The following is a 19,802-nucleotide window of genomic DNA, read 5'->3' as shown; positions in this document are numbered from 1 at the left end:
CCCCACGGTACGGAGATCTGATGAGCGACCTGGTCGGGCGGTACTTCGACGCCGCCGTGGAGCACCTGCACCGGATCAGGACCGAGGAGGCCGGCTCGATCGAACGGGCGGCCGAGCTGCTGGCCGAGGCGGTCGCGGACGGCCGCCGGATCTTCACCTTCGGCGCCGGGCACTCCTCGCTGGCCGCCCAGGACGTGGTCTACCGGGCCGGTGGCCTGGTGGTGATCAACCTGCTGAACGTGCCCGGCATGACCGGGGTGAACGTGATGCCCGCGCCGCTCGGCAGCGCCCTGGAGCGGGTCTCCGGGCTGGCCACCACCACCCTGGACCTCACCCCGGCGGGCGCGGGCGACCTGCTGTTCGTGATCTCGCTCTCCGGCCGCCAGACCATGCCGGTCGAGCTGGCCCAGCACGCCCGGGCCCGCGGCCTGACCGTGATCGGCGTCACCTCGCTGGCGTACCCGGGCGAGGTCAGCTCCCAGCACTCCTCGGGGACGTACCTCAAGGACCACTGCGACGTGGTGCTGGACAGCAAGATCGCGGTCGGCGACGGCGAGCTGAGCCACCCCGCGGCCGGGACCTCGTTCGGCTCGGTCTCCACCATCGTCACCAGCGCGCTGATGCAGGCCGTGGTGGCCGCCGCGGTCGGCCGGCTGGCCGACCGGGGCGTCACTCCCCCGCTGTTCCGCTCCGGGAACGTGGACGGTGGCACCGAGTGGAACGTCAAGGTGATGGCGGACAACGCCGAACGGATCTACTACACGTTCTGACCCCGGCGCCCGCCCGCCGACCGGACCGATCGTCAGTTCCCCGGCGATCATGGCCAGTTGACACGCATACTGGCCGGACACCGAGCGTACCGCCGCTCCGTCGGGGGCAGTAGGTACCTGCTGACGCGGACGGCGAGGGGCGGGGGTCCAGATGGTGGCGGCCGGTGGCGGGCGTTCGATGGGATGGGTGCGCGAGGACGAACTGCTGCCCGAGCTGTTCTGGACGGCGGACTCCTCCTCGCTCCAGGGCCAGCGGCGCGCGGTCGCGCTGTCCCGCTGGGAGCTGCTGCTGCTGGTGCTGGCGGCCTTCGCCGGCTCGGCCGACGGCAGCCTGTGGGCCTGGTCGGCGGCGCTCGCCTACCTGCTCACGGTCGGCCTGGCCACCATCACCGGACGGCAGAACCCGCAGGGCCTCTGGTACGAGGGCCGGGCCGCCGCCGAGTCGGTCAAGACGCTGTCCTGGAAGTACGCGGTCCGGGCCGACGCCTACCAACCGCCGCCGAAGACCCTGCCGGACGCCGAGCGGCTCTACGACGTCCAACTCGGCGGCGTGATCAACCAGTTCGGCACCAGCCGGGCGATCCCGCAGCTCGGCCGGGTGCAGGCCGAGCTGCAGTCCTGGCGCGGCCCGCTGGCCGGGCGGCCGCCGACCCACCCGCAGATCACCGACTCCATGCGGCAGTTGCGCGACCAGCCGCTGACCGTCCGGCGCGAGGTCTACCTGCGGGAGCGGGTCAGGACCCAGCGGGAGTGGTACCGGAACAAGGCCAGGTACTGCACCAACGCGACCCGGTGGGCCGACCTGCTCGGCGTGGTGCTCCCGTTCACCGGCCTGGTGCTGGCGATCCTGCGGGCACTCGGCGAGTTCACCTTCGACGCGCTCGGCGCGGTCTCCGCGGTGGCCGCCTCGGTGTCCGCCTGGGCCCAGCTCCGCCAGTACCGGCCGCAGGCCGCCGCCTACTCCATCGCCTCCTCCGAACTCGCGGTGATCGAGACCCAGTTGACCCAGCTCGCGGTGGACGCCCCGGACGCCGAGGAGAACTGGGCCCGGCTGGCCCGGGACGCCGAGGACGCCATCTCGCGGGAGCACACCACCTGGCAGGCCCGACGCGAGGTGCGCACCACCGACGCACCGCTCTAGGCCCGGTCGGACCACTTCTCGGAGGTAGCCACGTGGTGTTGCAACTGGTCGAGGTGGGGGACTCCCGCTCGCTCGCGGTCGAGACCTTCGGCGATCCGCACGGGCGGCCGGTGTTCGTCCTGCACGGCACCCCCGGCAGCCGGGTCGGCCCCTACCCCCGGACGTCCGTGCTCTACCGGCTCGGCGTGCACCTGATCGCCTTCGACCGGCCCGGCTACGGGGACTCCACCCGGCTGCCGGGCCGCCGGGTGGCCTCGGCGGCGGCCGACGTGGCGGCGATCGCGGACGCGCTGGGGCTGGACGAGATCGCCGTGCTCGGCCGCTCCGGCGGCGGGCCGCACGCGCTGGCCTGCGCCGCCCTGCTGCCGGACCGGGTCAGCCGGGTGGCCGCGCTGGTCAGCCTGGCGCCGCGGAACGCCGAGGGCCTGGACTGGTACTCCGGGATGACCGCGTCCAACGTGCACGCGTACCAGGAGGTCGAGCGCGGGCAGCACCGGTTCGCCGCCTCGTTCCAGGCCAGGTCCCGCCGGATCAGGGCCGACCCGGCCAGCGTGATCGAGGGGCTGGTGCCCGAACTCGGTCCCACCGACCGGGCGTTGGTGACCGACTCGGGCATCAGGCAGCGGCTGATCTCCACCTACCGGCAGGCGTTCCGGAACAGCGCCGACGGCTGGATCGACGATGTGCTGGCCTTCACCACCGACTGGGGCTTCAAGGTCGAGGACATCGCCGTCCCGACCCGGTTCTGGCACGGCGCGGACGACCAGTTCTCCCCGGTCGACCACTCCCGCTGGCTGGCCGACCACATCCCCGGAGCGGAGCTCTACCTGGAGCCCGGCGCGGCCCACTTCGGCGCCCTCCAGGTGATGGCCGAGGCGATGCGCTGGGCGGGCGCCGCGGACTGACCGGCGCTACGGCCGGACCAGAGTAGGCGGCTGACCACCCGTCAGCACCGCGAGCAGGTTGGCCACCGCCAGGTCGCCCATCGCCTGCCGGGTCTGCACGGTCGCGCTGCCCAGGTGCGGGGCCAGCACCGCGTTCGGCTGCGCCAGCAGCGCAGCCGGGACGGCCGGTTCCCGCTCGAAGTTGTCCACGGCGGCGGCCGCGAGGTGCCCGGAGGCGAGGGATTCGGCCAGATCCTGCTCGTTCACCACCCCGGCGACCACGCTCACCACCACCGCCCCGGCCGGGAGCCGGGCCAGCCGCTCCCGGTCCACCAGGTGCCGGGTGGCGGCGCTGAGCGGGCAGGTCACCACCAGCACCTGCGAGCGGGCCAGCAGGTCGTCCAGCGGCAGCCACTCGGCCCCGGCCTCGTCCGCCGCCGGCAGCCGGTTCCGATTGTGGTAGGCCACCGGCATCTCGAAGCCGACCGCCCGCCGGGCCACCGCCCGGCCGATCCGGCCCATTCCGAGGATGCCCAGCTGAGCACCGGTCAGCTCCATGCCGAGCAGGAAGGTCGGCGCCCAGGCCCACGGCTCACCGGAGCGGAGCAGCCGCTCGCCCTCCCCCAGCCGGCGGGTGGCGGCGAGCAGCAGCGCCCAGGTGAAGTCGGCGGTGGCGGCGGTCAGCACCCCCGGGGTGTTGCTGACCAGCACGCCCCGGGCGGCGCAGGCGGCGTGGTCGATGTTGTGGGTGCCGACCGCGTGGTTGGCCACGATCCGCAGCCCGGGCCCGGCCGCCGCCAGGAACTCGGCGTCCACCACGTCGTCCAGCGTGGTGATCACCCCGGCCTTGCCGCGCACCGCCGCGAGCAGCTCGGCCCGCGCCATCGGCCGCTCCTCGTCGTGCGAGGTCACCTCGACGTACGGGGCCAGCCGTTCCACCACACCGGGCGCCAGCCGCCGCGTCACCAGTACCGAATCCATCCCCCGACCCTAGTCGGGCCGGCCGCCGGACGGGGCGTCAGCCCAGGTCGGGCGCCTCCCGCAGCTCCACCGCCGCCGGGGTGGCGTCGCCCAGCTCCAGCACCACCAGCTCGTTCGCGCCGACCCGGAGCAGCGGCTGCGGGCAGAACAGCGTGACCTGCGGGCCACGCCCGTCGTAGCTGCCGAGCAGGAAGCCGTTCACCCAGATCCGGCCGCGCCGCCCACCGGCCACCGCCAGGAAGGTGTCACCGGTCGCCTCCAGAGTGAACTCGCCCCGGCGCACCGGCCCTTCGGTCCCGAGGTCGAGCGGCGGCAGCTCCGCGCCGAGGTCGAGCACGGCCGTCCGGCAGCCGTGCAGGTACTGCCGCTCGTGCCGGACCCCGCCCCTGATGCCCTTCCGATCGCCGGTGCCGGGGCCGTAGTTGACCCGGCCGAGCGAGTCCACCAGCAGCTCCAGCGACACCCCGCCGGGGACGGTGAGCGCGTCACCGGCCACCCCCCGGGCCAGCTCGGCCACCCGCTTGCCGTCCACCGACAGCACCGCCCGGTCGTGCAGCCCCTCGACGGTCAGCGGCAGTTCCGGCCGGTCGGCCGGGACCCGGAACCGGTAGCTGACCACCCCGTGCTCGATCCCCAGCTCCTCGAAGGTGGGCGGCACCGGGTGCTCGGTCTCCGGCCCGAACGGGATCGGCGCCGATCCGGTCAACGGCACCGACCGGGCGGCCAGTACCGGCGGCAGCTGCGGCAGTGCGGGCGTCCGGTCGTCCAGGTAACGGGCCTGCTCGGGGTGCTCGGCGGCGAACTCGGCCAGCACCGCCCGGAACAGCTCGTACTTCTCGGTCACCGCGCCGCGCTCGTCCAGCGGGGCGTCGTAGTCGTAGGAGGTGGTCACCGGCTGGTACGGGGACTCCTCCCAGTCCGTCGAGTTGAACGGCGGGTCGGCGTGGTTGGCGCCCGCGCCGGTGCCGAAGTTGCTGCCGCCGTGCGCCATGTAGAGGTTGACCGAGCCGCCGGCCGCCAGCATCCGGCGCAGCGTGTCGGCGGCGTCGGCCGCGTCCCGGGCGTGGTGCGGCTTGCCCCAGTGGTCGAACCAGCCGTTCCAGTACTCCATGCAGAACGGCGCGTCCTCCGGCCGGTGGCGGCGCAGCGTCTCGAACGCGGCCTCCGGCTCGGAGCCGAAGTTCACCGTGGCCAGCACCCCGGGCAGGGTGCCGCCGGTGAGCATGTGGTCCTCCGGACCGTCCGAGGTGAACAGCGGGACCTCCACCCCGCGCCGGAGCAGCCCGTCCGCCAGGTGCCGCAGGTACGCCCGGTCGCTGCCGTAGGAGCCGTACTCGTTCTCCACCTGGACCATCAGCACGTTGCCGCCCCGGGTGGTCTGACGCTCCACCACCGAGGGCAGCAGCCGGTCGAAGAACGCGTCCACGGCGGCCAGGTACTCCGGGTCCGAGGTCCGGGCCCGGCGGCCCACCCGCGCGGTCAGCCAGCCGGGCAGCCCGCCGTTGTCCCACTCGGCGCAGATGTACGGGCCGGGGCGGACGATCGCCCACAGGCCCTGCCGGGCGGCCTCGTCCAGGAACGCGGGCAGTTCCGCCAGCCGCCGGAAGTCACCGGGGCGGGGTTCGTGCAGGTTCCACGGGACGTACGTCTCGACGGTGTTCAGTCCCATCGCCCGCAGCGCGGCCAGCCGGGCGGGCCACTGCTCGGGGCGGGTGCGGAAGTAGTGCACGGCACCGGACAGGATGCGCAGGGGGCCGCCGTCGAGCCGGAAACCGCTGGAGTCGTAGGTGAGCATGGCCCCAGCCTGCGGCAATCGGCAGGTCAGGGCCATGGACAAAGCCCCGGCGGGTGTTGGATTGTCGGTCCGGAGGAGGTACGTCGTGGAGCGCTGGTGGCACTACCTGACGCCTGGTCCGGCCCAGCTGGCCACCGGGCTGGCCTGCCTCGGGGTCGGGATGCAGCGCGGTCGGCTGCCCACCGTCGGACCGCGCACCCTGGACCACTGGGTCGCCGTGGTGGTGATCACCGGACGCGGCTGGTTCACCGGGTCGGGCGGCGTGCGGCAGCCGGTGACCGCCCCCGCCGTGCTCTGGCTGCGCCCCGGGGAGCCGCACCACTACGCACCGGACCAGGGCGGCTGGGCGGAGTCCTTCGTCGACTTCACCGGCCCGGGCACGGCGGGCTACGCCGAGCTCGGCCTGCTGCCCGCCGTGGACGTGACCCCGCTCACCACCGCCGACCCGGCCGAGCGGGTGGTGGCCCGGATCGCCGGCGCCTGCCGCCGGGGCGGCCCGCTGGTGGACCTGGAGTCCTCGGCCGGGGTGCACGAGCTGCTGGTCGAGCTGCGCCGCCACCGGGCCGACCTCGACCTGGCGGGCGAGCCGGTGCTCGAAGTGCTCCGCCGGGACGCCTGCCTGCCGCTCTCGGTGGCCCAGCACGCCCGCCGGGCCGGGCTGACGGTGGCGGAACTGCGCCGTGCCGTCCGCTCGGTGGGGGCGGTCGGCCCCAAGGAGTACCTGCTGACCGTCCGGCTGAACGAGGCCAAGACCCTGCTGGCGGCCAGCGAGCTCCCGGTCGCCGCGGTGGCCCGCCGGGTCGGCTACCAGGACCCGGCCTACTTCACCCGGATCTTCACCCGCCGGGTCGGCCTCGCCCCGTCCGCCTTCCGCACCCAGCAGTACCGGGGCGACGGCCGCCTCCGCGCGGTGCCCCACGACGAACTGGCCGAGGAACTCACCGGCCTCTACGGCCCCGAACGGGCCTCCGACGAGGCCCACCGCGCCAGCGGGTAACCTCGTTCACCGTGGACCCCAAGACCCGAATGCGAATCGTGAGCGGCGCACTGGCGCTGCTGCTGGCCGTCGTGATCATCAGCGCCCTGACGCACCGCTGAGCGCCGCTGCCCTTCTGGCAGATGCTCCAGCATCTACGGTCAGGGGCTCGGGGCTCTGCTGACGTGCGGCTCCGCCGCGTGGGCGCCGCCGACTTTTAGGCAGGTGCTTCGGAAGAGTCAGGGGCTCGGGGAACTGCGACGCCGACCTCGGAAAAGGTCACGCGTGCGTAGGCGGTCAGGCACTTTCGCAGTGACCCGCACGCCAGATCTCCTCGCAGTTCCCCGAGCCCCTGGGTAGTAGACCGCTGAGCACCTGCCTACAGCGCAGCCCCGAGCCCCTGGACCGTAGACCCCGAGCGCCTGCCAAAAGCGCAGCTCCGAGCCCCTGGACCGTAGATGCCCGGGCAGGATGCCTAGAGCTGCTCGACGACGTAGTCGATGCAGGCCGTGAGGGCCTCGACGTCGGACGGGTCGATGGCCGGGAACATCGCGACCCGGAGCTGGTTGCGGCCGAGCTTGCGGTAGGGCTCGGTGTCCACGATGCCGTTGGCGCGCAGCGCCTTGGCGATCTCCGCGGCGTCGATCGAGTCGTCGAAGTCGATCGTGCCGACGACCTGCGAGCGCTCCTCGGCCCTGGCCACGAACGGGCGGGCGTAGGAGGACTTCTCGGCCCAGCCGTACAGCCGCGCCGAGGAGTCGGCGGTCCGCGCCACGGCCCAGTCCAGGCCGCCCTGGCCGTTCAGCCACTCCAGCTGCTCGGCGAGCAGGAAGAGGGTGGAGATCGCCGGGGTGTTGTAGGTCTGGTCCTTCGAGGAGTTGTCGATCGCGGTCGGCAGGTCGAAGAACGGCGGGATGTACCGGCCCGACGCGGCGATCTCGGCGGCACGCTCCAGCGCGGCGGGCGAGAAGGTCGCGAGCCAGAGGCCACCCTCGGAGGCGAAGGACTTCTGCGGCGCGAAGTAGTAGACGTCGGTCTCGGTGATGTCGACCGGCAGGCCGCCGGCGCCCGAGGTGGCGTCGACCAGCACCAGCGAGCCCGCGTCGCCGCCCGCCGGACGGCGGATCGGCATCGCGACACCGGTGGAGGTCTCGTTGTGGGTGAGGGCGTAGACGTCCACGCCGGCCTCGGCGACCGGGAGCGGGTGGGTGCCCGGCTCCGACTTGATCACCGAGGGCTCGCCCAGCCACGGCGCGGCCTTGACCGAGGACGCGAACTTGGAGGAGAACTCACCGAAGTTGAGGTGCTGGGACTTCTCGCGCACCAGCCCGAAGGCCGCGATGTCCCAGAACGCGGTGGAGCCACCGTTGCCGAGCACCACCTGGTAGCCCTCGGGCAGCGAGAACAGGTCGGCGACGCCCTCACGGACGCGCTTCACCACGTTCTTGACCGGGGCCTGCCGGTGCGAGGTGCCCAGCAGTGAGGTGCCGGTGGCGGCGAGGGCACTCAGTGCCTCGGGGCGCACCTTGGACGGACCGCAGCCGAAACGGCCGTCTGCGGGCTTGATGTCAGCGGGGATCTGGATCTTAGCCACGGCGGCAGCCTACTGCCCGGGATTGTGAACTCGGAACGGCCGTCCGCCCGCTGAGATGTGATCTTGCCCGCTCGGCGCAGGTGTGCAGCGGGTCCGGGACGGCCGCCCCGGACCCGCTCGAAAGGGTGACGCGGCGTCAGCGCGCGATGGACTCGTAACCGTCGATGTCCTGCGGCCCGCGCGCGGCCGGGCCGATGTAGCGGGCGGCCGGGCGGACCAGCCGGCCGGTGCGCTTCTGCTCCAGGATGTGGGCCGACCAGCCGGCCGTCCGGGCGCAGGTGAACATCGAGGTGAACATGTGCGCCGGGACCTCGGCGAAGTCCAGCATGATGGCCGCCCAGAACTCCACGTTGGTGGCCAGCACGCGGTCGGGGCGGCGGTTGTGCAGCTCCTCCAGCGCGGCCTTCTCCAGCGCCTCGGCGATCTCGAAGCGCGGGGCGCCGAGCTCCTTGGCGGTGCGGCGCAGCACGCGGGCGCGCGGGTCCTCGGCGCGGTAGACCCGGTGGCCGAAGCCCATCAGCCGCTCGCCGTTGTCGAGGGCCTTGCGGACGTACGCGGCGGCGTCGCCGGTCCGCTCGATCTCCTCGATCATGCCGAGCACCCGGGACGGGGCGCCGCCGTGCAGCGGGCCGGACATCGCGCCGACCGCGCCGGAGAGCGCGGCGGCCACGTCGGCACCGGTGGAGGCGATCACCCGGGCGGTGAAGGTGGAGGCGTTCATGCCGTGCTCGGCGGCCGAGGTCCAGTACGCGTCGATCGCCTTGACGTGCTTCGGGTCCGGCTCGCCGCGCCAGCGGATCATGAACCGCTCGACCACGGTCTCGGCCTTGTCGATCTCGCTCTGCGGGACCATCGGGCGGCCCTGGCCACGGGCCGACTGCGCCACGTAGGAGAGCGCCATCACGGCCGCCCTGGCCAGGTTGTCCCGGGCCTCCTCGGCGGAGATGTCGAGCAGCGGCTTGAGGCCCCAGACCGGGGCCAGCATGGCGAGCGCGGACTGCACGTCGACCCGGATGTCACCGGAGTGCACCGGGATCGGGAACGGCTCGGCGGCGGGCAGGCCCGGGTTGAACTTGCCGTCCACCAGCAGGCCCCAGACGTGCCCGAACGAGACGTGCCCGACCAGGTCGTCGATGTCCACGCCGCGGTAGCGGAGCGCGCCGCCTTCCCGGTCGGGTTCGGCGATCTCGCTCTCGAACGCGACGACTCCCTCGAGTCCGGGTACGAAGTCGGACATGACGGCTCCTTCAGTGATCCGATCCGGCGGGCCGCCGTTGGTGGGGCGGGCGACGCCGGTGACCGATGGTGTGTTGGCACTCGGTGTCAGCCTGACAGGCACGGAGTGCATTGCGCCAGACACCACTACGGTGATGTTTCCCGAAAGACCGCCCCGGCCCGGACAGTCACAGGTCCGGCGACAGTGGCGGACCGTGGCGGGACGTACCGGACGAACCCGGGCAATCCCCTGCGTGGCGAGGTGTGGAGCGGTGGCGAGACACCTTATCTCCCACCCGGGTTTGCCTGGACGTAGCGGTATCCGACGCTTGTCGTACGGGATGATGTTGCCGTGCCTACCGCGGATCGTCACCCGACCCCTCCGGCCACGCCCACCGAGGCCCGGCCCAGCCCGGACCCGAGCGTGATGCGCAAGCATTACCAGCACGAGGGCCTGACCGAGAAGCAGCTCACGGCCGAGCCGGTCGCCCAGTTCACCGAGTGGTTCCACCAGGCGGTGGAGGCCGGGGTGACCGAGGCCAACGCGATGGTGCTGAGCACCGCCGACGCGCAGGGCCGGCCGAGTTCGCGGACGGTGCTGCTGAAGGGCTACGACCGGCGCGGCTTCGTGTTCTTCACCAACTACGGCTCCCGCAAGGGCGGCGAACTGGCCGTCAATCCCTGGGCCTCGCTGCTCTTCCCGTGGATCTCGCTCTCCCGCCAGGTGGTGGTCACCGGCCGGGTCGAGAAGGTCGGCCGGGACGAGACCGCCGCCTACTTCCGGACCCGCCCGCACGGCTCCCAGCTGGGCGCCTGGGCCAGCGAGCAGTCCAGCCCGGTGAGCCGCCGGGAGGTGCTGGAGCAGCGGTACGCGGAGCTGGAGCGGCGCTACCCGGAGGGCGAGGGCGTGCCGGTGCCGCCGTTCTGGGGCGGCTACCGGGTGGTGCCGGAGACCGTGGAGTTCTGGCAGGGCCGGGAGAACCGGCTGCACGACCGGCTGCGCTACCTGGCCGAGGACGGCGGCTGGCGGGTCGAGCGGCTCTGCCCGTAGCCGGGCGTGTGCGGCCACGCGGGCGCGCGCGACTGACCCTACGTCAATCGCAGTAGTGACCCCTCGCACGAACTGATGGATTTATGGCCATTTGGCGGGCGGTACGTAGGCGCGTCCGGGACACTCGGCGGTAGTCGGGCGGGCCCGGAGCCGGAGCAAGCGACTCTGGGTTACCCCGTTTCCCCGCGCTTCAACCGCAGAAACGAGACTGCAATGGTCACCGCACTCGCCACCCGGCCTGCTGACCGCGACTCCGTCGAGCAGCCCGCCCCTCGGGCCTCGCTCGCCGCCCTCGCCGCTCTGGGCACCGACCACCTCACCGCCGAGCTGCACCGGGCGCTGCCCGGCCAGGAGAGCGGCCAGGTCGCCGTGGCGGCCTTCAACTCCTCCATCTGACGGTCGCCGCACAGCCGACGCCTCGTCATGTCCCGTCCCCCCGCGCCGTTCTCGCAGTTCGTCCTCAAGGTGCACAGCCGCTGTGACCTTTCCTGTGATCACTGCTACGTGTACGAGCACGCCGACACCAGTTGGCGTGGCAAGCCGCGCACCGTCTCGGAGCGCGTGCTCGCGGCGACCGCCGACCGCATCGCGGAGCATGCCCTGGCCCACCGGCTGACGGCCGTCCACGTGGTGCTGCACGGCGGGGAGCCGCTGCTCGCGGGCCCCGTCGTGCTGCGCCGGGCCGCCGAGCTGCTGCGCGCCGCCCTCCCTCCGGGCTGCGCGCTCGACCTGCGCATCCACACCAACGGCGTCCAGCTGTCCGAGCGGTTCCTCGACCTGTTCGCCGAGCTGGACGTCAAGGTCGGCATCTCGCTGGACGGTGACCGGGCCGCCAACGACCGGCACCGCAGGTACGCCGACGGACGCAGCAGCCACGCCAAGGTGCTGGCCGCCGTCGAGCTGCTCCGCCGTCCGGCCTACCGCCACCTGTACGCCGGCCTGCTGTGCACCATCGACGTCGAGAACGACCCGGTCGCCGTCTACGACGCGCTGGTCGCGCTCGCCCCGCCCCGGATCGACTTCCTGCTCCCCCACGCGACCTGGGACGATCCGCCGAAACGTCCCGCCGGTGCGGGGCCCGCGCCGTACGCCGACTGGCTGCTGACGATCCACCGGCGCTGGACGGCGCAGGGCCGCCCGGTGCCGGTCCGGATCTTCGACTCGGTGCACCGCACCCTGCGCGGCCGCTCCAGCCTGACCGAGTCGCTCGGCCTGGACCCGGCCGACCTGGTGGTGATCGAGACCGACGGCACCCTGGAGCAGGCGGACAGCCTCAAGACGGCGTACGACGGCGCACCCGAGACCGGCTTCGACGTCTTCGCGCACACCCTGGACCAGGTGGCCGGGCACCCGGGCATGATGGAACGTCAGTCCGGGCTGGCCGGGCTGAGCGCGGACTGCCGGTCCTGCCCGGTGGTCCGCTCCTGCGGCGGCGGTCTGTACGCGCACCGGTACCGGAGCGGCCGCGGCTTCGACAACCCCTCCGTCTTCTGCGGGGATCTGATGAAACTGATCACCACCGTCCGGGACCGGGTCGCCCCGGTCAGCACCGTCCCGGCCCAGCCGGGCCCGGCCGAAGGCGCGCTCAGCGAGGCCCAGTTGGCCGAGCTGGCCGCCGGGCACGGCAGCGCCGGCACCGTCCTGGCCCTGGCCACCGCCCAGCTCGGGCTGACCAGACGGCTGCTGGCCGCCCTCTCGGCCGGCGCCCCGGAGCCCTGGTCGCTGCTGACCGAGCTGGACGGCACCGCGCCGGACGCGCTGGACGCCACCCTCGGCCACCCGTACGTCCGGGCCTGGGCGGTGCGCTGCCTGGACCGTGATCCCGGGGCCGACCTCGGCGGCTTCGCCGAGCTGGCCGCCGCCGCCGCGCTCCGGGCCGGCCGCGAGTTCGAGCTGCCGGTCCCGGTCCGGAGCGGCGCGGTGCACCTGCCGACGCTGGGCCGGGTCGAGGTCGGCGGAGCGGGCGAGGCGGTGCTGCGCGGTGGCAAGGACGGCTTCACCGTCCGGGACGTCGAGGTGGGCTGGGACGACCCGGACGGCGGCCCCTGGCAGCCCGTCCGCCGGGTCGCGCTGCCCGGCGGCTGGACGCTCGCCCTGGAGGACACCGACCCGCAGCGGGACAGCCACCAGTGGCCGGTCACCGACCGGCTGACCGAGGACGAGCTGCTCGCCTGGACGGGCGGCCTGCGGGAGGCCTGGGAGCTGCTCGGCCGCGACCTGCCCGAGCACGCGGCCGGCCTGCGGGCCGGGCTCGGCACCCTGACCCCGCTCCGTCCCGGCCCCGCCGGACGGGACGTCAGCGCGGCGGCCCGGCAGGCGTTCGGCGCGGTCGGCATCGCCCGGCCCGGCACCGCACCGATCCTGGCGCTGCTGCTCGCGCACGAGTTCAACCACGTCAAGCTCGGCGCCGTGCTGGACTTCCACGACCTCCACGACCCGGCGGACGACCGCCTCTTCCACGCCCCCTGGCGCCCCGACCCCCGCCCGCTGGAGGGCCTGCTCCAGGGCACCTACGCCCACCTCGCGGTCACCGAGTTCTGGGCCACCCGGGTCCGCGCCTACGCCGGTCTCGACAGCCCCGCCGCCGCCCACGCCCACACCCAGCACACCACCTGGCACGCCCACACCACCACCGCCGTCGAAACCCTCCTCTCCTCCGGTTCCCTCACCCCCGTGGGCACCCGCTTCGTACAGGGCATGCAGTCGAGCACGGCACTCCGCCAGACACCCCCCAGCGGCCCGGGTCCCCGCTCAGCCGCCTACGGCGCCAGGGGCTCGGGGAACTGCTCAGCCGCCTACGGCGCCAGGGGCTCGGGGAACTGCGACGCCGACCTCGAACAAGGTGATCGTCGCGTAGATGGGCAGGCACTTTCGCAGTGACCCGCACGCCAGATCTCCTCGCAGTTCCCCGAGCCCCTGACCGTAGATGCTCGGGCGCCTGCCTAGAGCGCAGCCCCGTAGCCCCTGGGTAGTGCAACTGAGCGCCCTGCCATAGGCACAGCCCCCGATCCCCCCGGACCGCGCCACAAGGAGACAGCGTCAGATGATCGGCATCGACGAACTGGAGCACGACCTGCGGTCCCTCGGCATCCAGCCGGGCGAGACCCTGCTGGTGCAGTCCTCGCTCCGTGCCGTCGGCCCGATCGACGGCGGCCCGGCCACCCTGCTGGCGGCGCTGCGCCGCGTCCTCGGCGAGCGGGGCACGGTGCTGGCCTACACCGCGACTCCCGAGAACTCGAACACCTCCCGCCTCTCCCTCGCCCCCACCGACGGGATGACGGAGCAACAGAAGCAGGCGTACTGGGATTCGCGCCCCCCCTTCGACCCTGACACCACCCCGACCTCGCGCATTCTCGGCCACTTCTCCGAGGTGCTCCGGCAGACCCCGGGGGCCCGCCGCAGCCACCACCCGCAGACCTCGTTCGCCGCGATCGGCCACCGCGCCGCCGAACTGACGGACGATCACCCGCTCGACTCCCACCTCGGCGAGGACTCGCCGGTCGGCCGGCTGTACGCCGCGCGGGCCCGGGCGCTGCTGATCGGGGTACCGGTCTGGTGCTGCACCGCGCTGCACCTGGCCGAGTACCGGCAGCCCGATCCGCCGATCCAGACCTACAGCTGCGTGCTGCCGAGCGGTGTCTGGCAGTCGTTCGACGCCGTGCACCTGCGGGACGAACACTTCGAACCGATGACCGGCGTGCTCGGCGAGATGGCCAGTCTGCGCCGGGGGCGGCTCGGTGCGGCGGACTGCTTCGTGATGGACATCGCGGACGGGGTGGACGTGGCCGACAAGTTCCTCCGGGACAACGCCCTATTCCATTCGCGAACCTGACCTTCCTACACTGAAGGCCCTCTGTGAGGGAACGACGCGGTTGGGAACTGTGGACACCCCGGCTACGTCTGAGACGGTGCACCACCAACACACCGGATGGTCTCGGGGGAGGCGCGTGTGTACGGCGACGACGACCCTGGCGGGTGGGACGAGAACGCGGAGCGTCCGTACTTCTTTCTCAGCTACGCGCACGTCCCCAGGTCCCGCACCGGCGGGGCCGGTGATCCCAACCAGTGGGTGAACCGCCTCTTCAACGACCTCTGCGACGAAGTGCTGCACCTGACCGACCTGCGCGGCGGAGCGCCGGTCGGTTTCATGGACCAGTCCATGCACCAGGGTCAGTTGTGGGCCGAGCGGCTCTCCCAGGAGCTGGCCAGCTGCCGGGTGTTCGTACCGCTCTACTCGCCGCGCTACTTCACCAGCGTGGCCTGCGGCCAGGAGTGGCACTCCTTCGTCCAGCGGCCGGTCTTCCCGGAGCGGCAGAGCACCGAGCGGCCGACCGGCATCGTGCCGGTGCTGTGGATCCCGATGAGCGACCACCAGCTGCCCGAGGTGGCCCGGCAACTCCAGTTCAACCACCGGGGGTTCGGCCCCGACTACGAGGCCGAGGGACTGTACGCGCTGATGCGGCTCGGCTACTTCCGCCGAGCCTACGAGCTGGCCGTGCACCGGCTGGCCGAGCGGATCGTGGACGTGGCGGCCAGCACCGTGATCCCACCCGGCCGGCCGCTGGACTTCCAGGCCCAGCCGAGCGCCTTCCCGACCCCGCGCACCCGGCAGTTACGGATCTCGGTGCTCTCCTACCCGCAGGCCGAGGTGCCGGAGGGCCGGAACCCGGACTACTACGGGCCGCAGCCGACCGACTGGCGCCCGTACCAACCCGCCTCCTCCCGGCCACTCGCCGACCACGCGGCCAGGGTGGCCCGGCAGTTGGGCTTCGAGCCGAGCGTGCACGCGTACGAGGACGAGGCGGAGGCGATCCTCGCCGAGGGCCCGCCGACCGCGCCCGGGCTGCTGCTGCTGGACCGCTGGGCGCTGCGGGACGAGACCCGGCGGGCGGCGGTGGTGGACTTCGACCGCCGCAACCCGTCCTGGGTGAGCGTGCTGGAGCCGTGGAACAGCACCGATCCGGACTGCGTCGCCGACGGCGAGGCGCTCACCGAGCTGAGCGCCCGTACCCTGCGCTCCCAGCACCGCGACAGTCGGCCGAGCTTCCACGGCAGCCCGGCCGAGCTGGGCTCGCTGGAGGAGTTCGAGGCGGCGCTGCCGCGCGCGGTGATGCGGGCCAAGTACGCCTTCGAGGAGAGTTCGAGGCCACCGAGCGGTCAGGGCAACCAGCCCGACGGGACCGGCGGTCCGGGCAGTGCCAGGCCGAGCCTGCGCCGGGCCTTCGAGAGTCCGTCGAGCGCCAGGGAGGAGCCGCCACCACGACGGCCCTGGAGTCGGGACGACCGGGACAGCGACCAGTCGCGCTATCACGAGGAGGACGATTCTCCCCCGGGGATCGCCTTCGGGGGAGGAGAGTTATGACCGACAAGCCGACCAGGAAGCTCCGGATGGCCGATCCGGTGGAGGACACCGAGCCGCAGGCCAGCGAGGACCGCCAGGGCCGGGTGGTGACCTTCTACTCCTACAAGGGCGGCACCGGCCGCACCATGGCGCTGGCCAACACCGCCTGGATCCTGGCCGCCAACGGCTTCCGGGTGCTCACCGTGGACTGGGACCTGGAGGCGCCGGGCCTGGCCAAGTTCTTCCGGCCGTTCCTCGACCAGGGCGCCCTCGCGGGCACCACCGGGATGATGGACCTGATCACCGACTACCGGGAGGAGGCGCTCCGCGAGGTCGAGCACCCGCCGGGCTGGCACCAGGACTTCGCCCGGGTGCACCCGCACGCGCTGTCGCTCTCCTGGCCCGGCTTCCCACCCGGTGGCAGCCTGGACTTCCTCTCGGCCGGTCAGCTCAACCGGGACTACTCCGAGGTGGTCGGCCGCCTCGACTGGGACCTGTTCTACGACCGCTTCGACGGCGGGCAGTTCTTCGACGCCCTCAAGCGGGACATGAGCCGCCGCTACGACTACATCCTGATCGACAGCCGGACGGGCCTGTCCGACATCGCCGAGATCTGCACCGTGCAGATGCCGGACGACCTGGTGGTCTGCTTCACCCTGAGCGACCAGAGCATCGAGGGCGCCTCGAAGATCGCCCAGCACATCAACGACCGGTACCGGGAACGGGCGATCCGCATCCTGCCGGTGCCGATGCGGATCGACGAGGGCGAGAAGGAGAAGGCGGACGCCGGCCGGGCGCTGGCCCGGCTGCGGTTCTCCGGGCTGCCCGAGGGCCTGGTCGAGGAGGAACTCGCCCACTACTGGGGCTCGGTGGAGATCCCGTACCGGCCGTTCTACGCCTACGAGGAGATCCTCGCCACCTTCGGCGACCAGACCGGCACCCCGACCTCGATGCTGGCCGCCTGCGAGCGGCTCACCTCGGTGCTGACCAAGGGCCGGGTCACCGCGCTGCCGCCGCTCGACGAGGACGTCCGGCTGCACTGGGTGGAGGCGTACACCCGGCGGCGGCCGACCGTGCCCGCCGACCTCTACCTCTCCTTCGTGCCCGAGGACCGGATCTGGGCGGACTGGATCGCCGCCGTGCTGGAGAGCGCCGGCTTCCGGGTGGTGCCCCGGGACATCGGCGCCGGAGCGGACACCCGGCAGGAGACCGAGCGCGGCATCGACGCCGCCAACCGGACGGTCGCGGTGCTCTCCGCCGCATACCTGAGGGCCCCTCAGGCCCGGGCGCTGTGGGACTCGATGGGCGGTTTCGACCCGTCGGGCAGCCGTCGCCAGATCGTCCCGGTCCGGGTCAGCGACGTCCGGCTGAACGCGCCGTTCGTCAGCCGCAACCCGGTCGACCTGGTCGGCCGGGACGAGAGCCAGGCCGCCGCCATCCTGCTCCGCGCGCTCGGCCGGGCGGACGCCGACATCGACGCCGAGGTGCAGATCCCGCGGTTCCCCGGCACCCGGCCCTCGTACTGGTCGGTGCCGCAGCGCAACCCGTCCTTCACCGGCCGGGCCAAGGTGCTGGAGGAGCTGCGCGAGCAGCTGGTCGGCGGCCCGATGGTGGTGCTGCCGACCCCGCAGACGCTCTACGGGCTCGGCGGTGTCGGCAAGTCGCAGCTGGCGCTGGAGTACGCGCACCGCTACATGTCGCACTACGACCTGGTCTGGTGGATCGACGCCGAGCAGACCGACCTGATCCCCACCGCGCTGTCCGACCTGGCCGGCCGGCTCGGGCTGCGGGTCGGCGACAGCGTCAACGAGGCCGCCGAGGCGGCCCGGGAGGCGCTCCGCCGGGGCAACCCGACCTCGCGCTGGCTGCTGATCTTCGACAACGCCGACGAGCCCAGCGAGATCCGCCGGTTCTTCCCCGGCGGCTCCGGGCACATCCTGGTCACCTCGCGGAACCAGGCGTGGTCCGGCCAGGCCGGGGTGCTCGGGGTGGACGTCTTCACCCGTGGCGAGAGCGTGGAGCACCTGACCCGGCGCACCCGGGGCCTGTCCCGGGCCGACGCCGACCGGGTGGCCGAGGCGGTCGGCGACCTGCCGCTGGCGGTCGAGGTGGCGGCCGCCTGGCTGGACACCACCCGCACCCCCGTCGACACCTACGTCCGCCAGCTCCAGCAGGAGGCCACCCGGGCCCTCGCGGTCGGCCGCCCGGCCGACTACCCGACCCCGGTCGGCGCCACCTGGAACGTCTCGATCGCCCGGCTGCGCGAGCAGTCCCCGGCCGCCGTGCGACTGTTGCAGCTCTGCGCGTTCTTCGCGCCGGAGCCGATCTCGATGGACCTGTTCTACAGCGACCAGATGATCAAGTCGCTGGTGAAGTACGACGAGGACCTCAGCGACGTCTTCATGCTGGGCAAGGTGATCCAGGCGGTCGGCCGGTACGCGCTGGCCAAGGTGGACGCGGGCAGCAACAGCTTCCAGGTGCACCGGCTGGTGCAGGCCGTGGTCCGGTCCGAGATGGACGACAGCGCCCGCGAGGCCGCGATGCACGAGGTGCACCGCATCCTGGTCGGTGCCAGGCCGGCCCTCGGCGACACCGACAACCCGGCCAACTGGCCGAGGTTCGAGAAGATCTGGCCGCACCTGGCTCCCTCCCGCGCGCAGGACTGCGACGAGCGGGAGACCCGCGAGCTGCTGATCGACCGGGTCCGCTACCTGTGGAAGCGCACCGACCTGGACAAGGCCCGCACCCTGGCCGAGCAGCTCGACGCCACCTGGACCAGCCGGCTCGGCGGCGAGCAGGACGAGGTGGAGGCCCGGCACCTACGGCGCCAGGTGCTCAGCCTCAACTTCCAACTGGCCAACGTGGTCCGCTCCCAGGGCAACTTCGCGGACGCGCGCTCGCTCGACGAGCGCACCCTGGCCGGGCAGAAGACCCTGCTCGGCGAGCACAACCCGTACACCCTGATGACCGCCGGATCGCTCGGCGCCGACCTGCGCGCGCTCGGCCGGTTCCAGGAGGCGCTGGACCTCGACCTGGAGACCTACGGCCAGTTCCGCGAGCTGTTCGGCGAGGAGAACGCCCGCACCCTGTCGATCGCCAACAACCTGGCCATCGACTACCGGCTGGTCGGCGACAGCGAGGCGGCCCGCGACCTGGACCAGGACACCTACGACCGACGGGCCGCGGTGCTCGGCCCGCGGCACCCGTACACCCTGTCCAGCAAGTCCAACCTGGCCCGCGACCTGCGCGAGATCGGCGACTACAAGGGGTCGATCGAGCTGCTCAGGGAGGTCACCGAGGAGCTCGCCGACGTGCTCCAGGCCGACCTGCCGGAGAACCTGCGCAACGCCAAGTCCCTTGCGGTGTCGCTCCGTCGGGACGGCCACCTGCGGGAGGCCAGGCAGCTCACCATGCAGACCTACGAGCGCTACCTGGACCGGTTCGGCGCGGAGGCGGCGGACACCCTGGCCTGCGCGCTCAACCTGGCCGCCGACCACAGTGCCTCCGGCGACAAGGAGGCCGCCCGGGACCTGGCCACCACCGTCTACGAGGGGCACCAGCGGCTGTTCGGCGACGAGCACCCGTTCACCCTGGCCTGCGAGAACAACCTCGGGATCTACCTGCGCGGCAGCGGGGACGTCGAGGCGGCGATCCGGCGCGGCACGCACACCGTCGGGACCCTCCGCTCGGTGCTCGGCCCCGACCACCCGTTCACCCTGAACGCGATGATCAACCTGGCCAACGCCTACGGCGACGGCGGACAGCGCGCCAAGGCCGAGGAGTTGGAGCGGGCTGCCTACGCCGGGCTGTGCAACCGGTACGGCCCCGCCCACCCGGACGCGATCGCCTGCGAGTCCAACCTCGCGGTCACCCTGCGCAAGTCCAACCCGGCCCAGGCCGCCGAACTCCGCGAGCACGCCCTGTCCGAGCTGCTCCGGCTGTTCGGCGAGGAGCACCCGAACACCGTCTCCACCCGGGGCTGGCGCCGGATCAACCGCGATCTGGAGCCGCAGCCGGTCTGATCCCGCTCCGCCGCCCGGTCGACACCCCTCGG

Annotated in this window: 14 protein-coding genes; 10 read left to right on the top strand and 4 right to left on the bottom strand. The window is 72.9% G+C overall.

Features of this window, described 5'->3' with window-relative positions; all coding sequences use genetic code 11:
- Nucleotides 1–20: 20 nt before the first annotated feature.
- The 3 genes from ACIRPK_RS13360 (at nucleotide 21) to ACIRPK_RS13350 (ending at nucleotide 2,816) form a co-directional block, all read left to right on the top strand.
- Entirely contained in the window at nucleotides 21–770 is a 750-nt protein-coding gene (locus tag ACIRPK_RS13360) for a sugar isomerase domain-containing protein (RefSeq protein ID WP_403037236.1), read from the top strand.
- 187 nt (nucleotides 771–957) lie between these two features.
- Entirely contained in the window at nucleotides 958–1,911 is a 954-nt protein-coding gene (locus ACIRPK_RS13355) for a DUF4231 domain-containing protein (protein WP_403037234.1), read from the top strand.
- Between the two features lie 32 nt (nucleotides 1,912–1,943).
- Nucleotides 1,944–2,816, top strand: a complete 873-nt coding sequence (locus ACIRPK_RS13350) for an alpha/beta fold hydrolase (protein WP_403037231.1) — start codon at nucleotides 1,944–1,946, stop codon at nucleotides 2,814–2,816.
- Between the two features lie 6 nt (nucleotides 2,817–2,822).
- Here ACIRPK_RS13350 and ACIRPK_RS13345 read toward each other — a convergent pair whose 3' ends face one another.
- Both ACIRPK_RS13345 and ACIRPK_RS13340 read right to left on the bottom strand, forming a co-directional pair.
- Nucleotides 2,823–3,776: a 2-hydroxyacid dehydrogenase gene (locus tag ACIRPK_RS13345; protein ID WP_403037229.1), complete on the bottom strand. Its 954-nt coding sequence runs from the start codon at nucleotides 3,774–3,776 to the stop codon at nucleotides 2,823–2,825.
- Nucleotides 3,777–3,813: 37 nt separating this feature from the next.
- Nucleotides 3,814–5,571 carry a beta-galactosidase gene (locus tag ACIRPK_RS13340; RefSeq protein WP_403037227.1) on the bottom strand — a complete coding sequence of 586 codons (1,758 nt, stop codon included), beginning with the start codon at nucleotides 5,569–5,571 and terminating at the stop codon, nucleotides 3,814–3,816.
- An 85-nt stretch (nucleotides 5,572–5,656) separates the two neighbouring features.
- On the opposite strand from ACIRPK_RS13340, the gene ACIRPK_RS13335 reads away from it, so the two are divergent.
- Nucleotides 5,657–6,568: an AraC family transcriptional regulator gene (locus ACIRPK_RS13335; protein ID WP_403037224.1), complete on the top strand. Its 912-nt coding sequence runs from the start codon at nucleotides 5,657–5,659 to the stop codon at nucleotides 6,566–6,568.
- A gap of 454 nt (nucleotides 6,569–7,022) precedes the next feature.
- Here the strand turns inward: ACIRPK_RS13335 and serC are convergent, their stop codons facing one another.
- Both serC and ACIRPK_RS13325 read right to left on the bottom strand, forming a co-directional pair.
- The gene (gene serC, locus ACIRPK_RS13330) at nucleotides 7,023–8,141 is read right to left on the bottom strand and encodes a phosphoserine transaminase (protein WP_403037221.1); all 1,119 of its coding nucleotides are present in this window, start codon (nucleotides 8,139–8,141) and stop codon (nucleotides 7,023–7,025) included.
- A 136-nt stretch (nucleotides 8,142–8,277) separates the two neighbouring features.
- The gene (locus ACIRPK_RS13325) at nucleotides 8,278–9,378 is read right to left on the bottom strand and encodes a citrate synthase 2 (RefSeq protein WP_403037218.1); all 1,101 of its coding nucleotides are present in this window, start codon (nucleotides 9,376–9,378) and stop codon (nucleotides 8,278–8,280) included.
- A gap of 330 nt (nucleotides 9,379–9,708) precedes the next feature.
- Between ACIRPK_RS13325 and pdxH the strand changes: the two genes are divergently transcribed.
- The 6 genes from pdxH (at nucleotide 9,709) to fxsT (ending at nucleotide 19,770) form a co-directional block, all read left to right on the top strand.
- A complete protein-coding gene (pdxH, locus tag ACIRPK_RS13320; protein WP_403037216.1) occupies nucleotides 9,709–10,407 on the top strand; it encodes a pyridoxamine 5'-phosphate oxidase in 699 nt (232 codons plus the stop codon).
- A 213-nt stretch (nucleotides 10,408–10,620) separates the two neighbouring features.
- Complete coding sequence (fxsA, locus tag ACIRPK_RS13315; RefSeq protein WP_184915438.1) at nucleotides 10,621–10,803, top strand: FxSxx-COOH cyclophane-containing RiPP peptide; 183 nt, start codon at nucleotides 10,621–10,623, stop codon at nucleotides 10,801–10,803.
- A 27-nt stretch (nucleotides 10,804–10,830) separates the two neighbouring features.
- Complete coding sequence (locus tag ACIRPK_RS13310; protein ID WP_403037213.1) at nucleotides 10,831–13,287, top strand: FxsB family cyclophane-forming radical SAM/SPASM peptide maturase; 2,457 nt, start codon at nucleotides 10,831–10,833, stop codon at nucleotides 13,285–13,287.
- A 163-nt stretch (nucleotides 13,288–13,450) separates the two neighbouring features.
- Nucleotides 13,451–14,239, top strand: a complete 789-nt coding sequence (locus ACIRPK_RS13305; RefSeq protein WP_403037210.1) for an aminoglycoside N(3)-acetyltransferase — start codon at nucleotides 13,451–13,453, stop codon at nucleotides 14,237–14,239.
- A gap of 117 nt (nucleotides 14,240–14,356) precedes the next feature.
- Entirely contained in the window at nucleotides 14,357–15,769 is a 1,413-nt protein-coding gene (locus tag ACIRPK_RS13300; protein ID WP_403037207.1) for a TIR-like protein FxsC, read from the top strand.
- Nucleotides 15,766–19,770 (top strand): FxSxx-COOH system tetratricopeptide repeat protein, encoded by a 4,005-nt coding sequence (gene fxsT / locus ACIRPK_RS13295; RefSeq protein ID WP_403037204.1) that lies wholly within the window; start codon nucleotides 15,766–15,768, stop codon nucleotides 19,768–19,770. Before ACIRPK_RS13300 ends, fxsT begins: the two co-directional genes overlap by 4 nt.
- The last annotated feature ends 32 nt before the right edge of the window (nucleotides 19,771–19,802 follow it).

The organism is Kitasatospora sp. NPDC101801 (assembly GCF_044766665.1).
Classification (GTDB): domain Bacteria; phylum Actinomycetota; class Actinomycetes; order Streptomycetales; family Streptomycetaceae; genus Kitasatospora.
The sequence above is the reverse complement of the archived record's forward strand: the minus strand, read 5'-3'. Positions and strand labels throughout refer to the sequence as shown.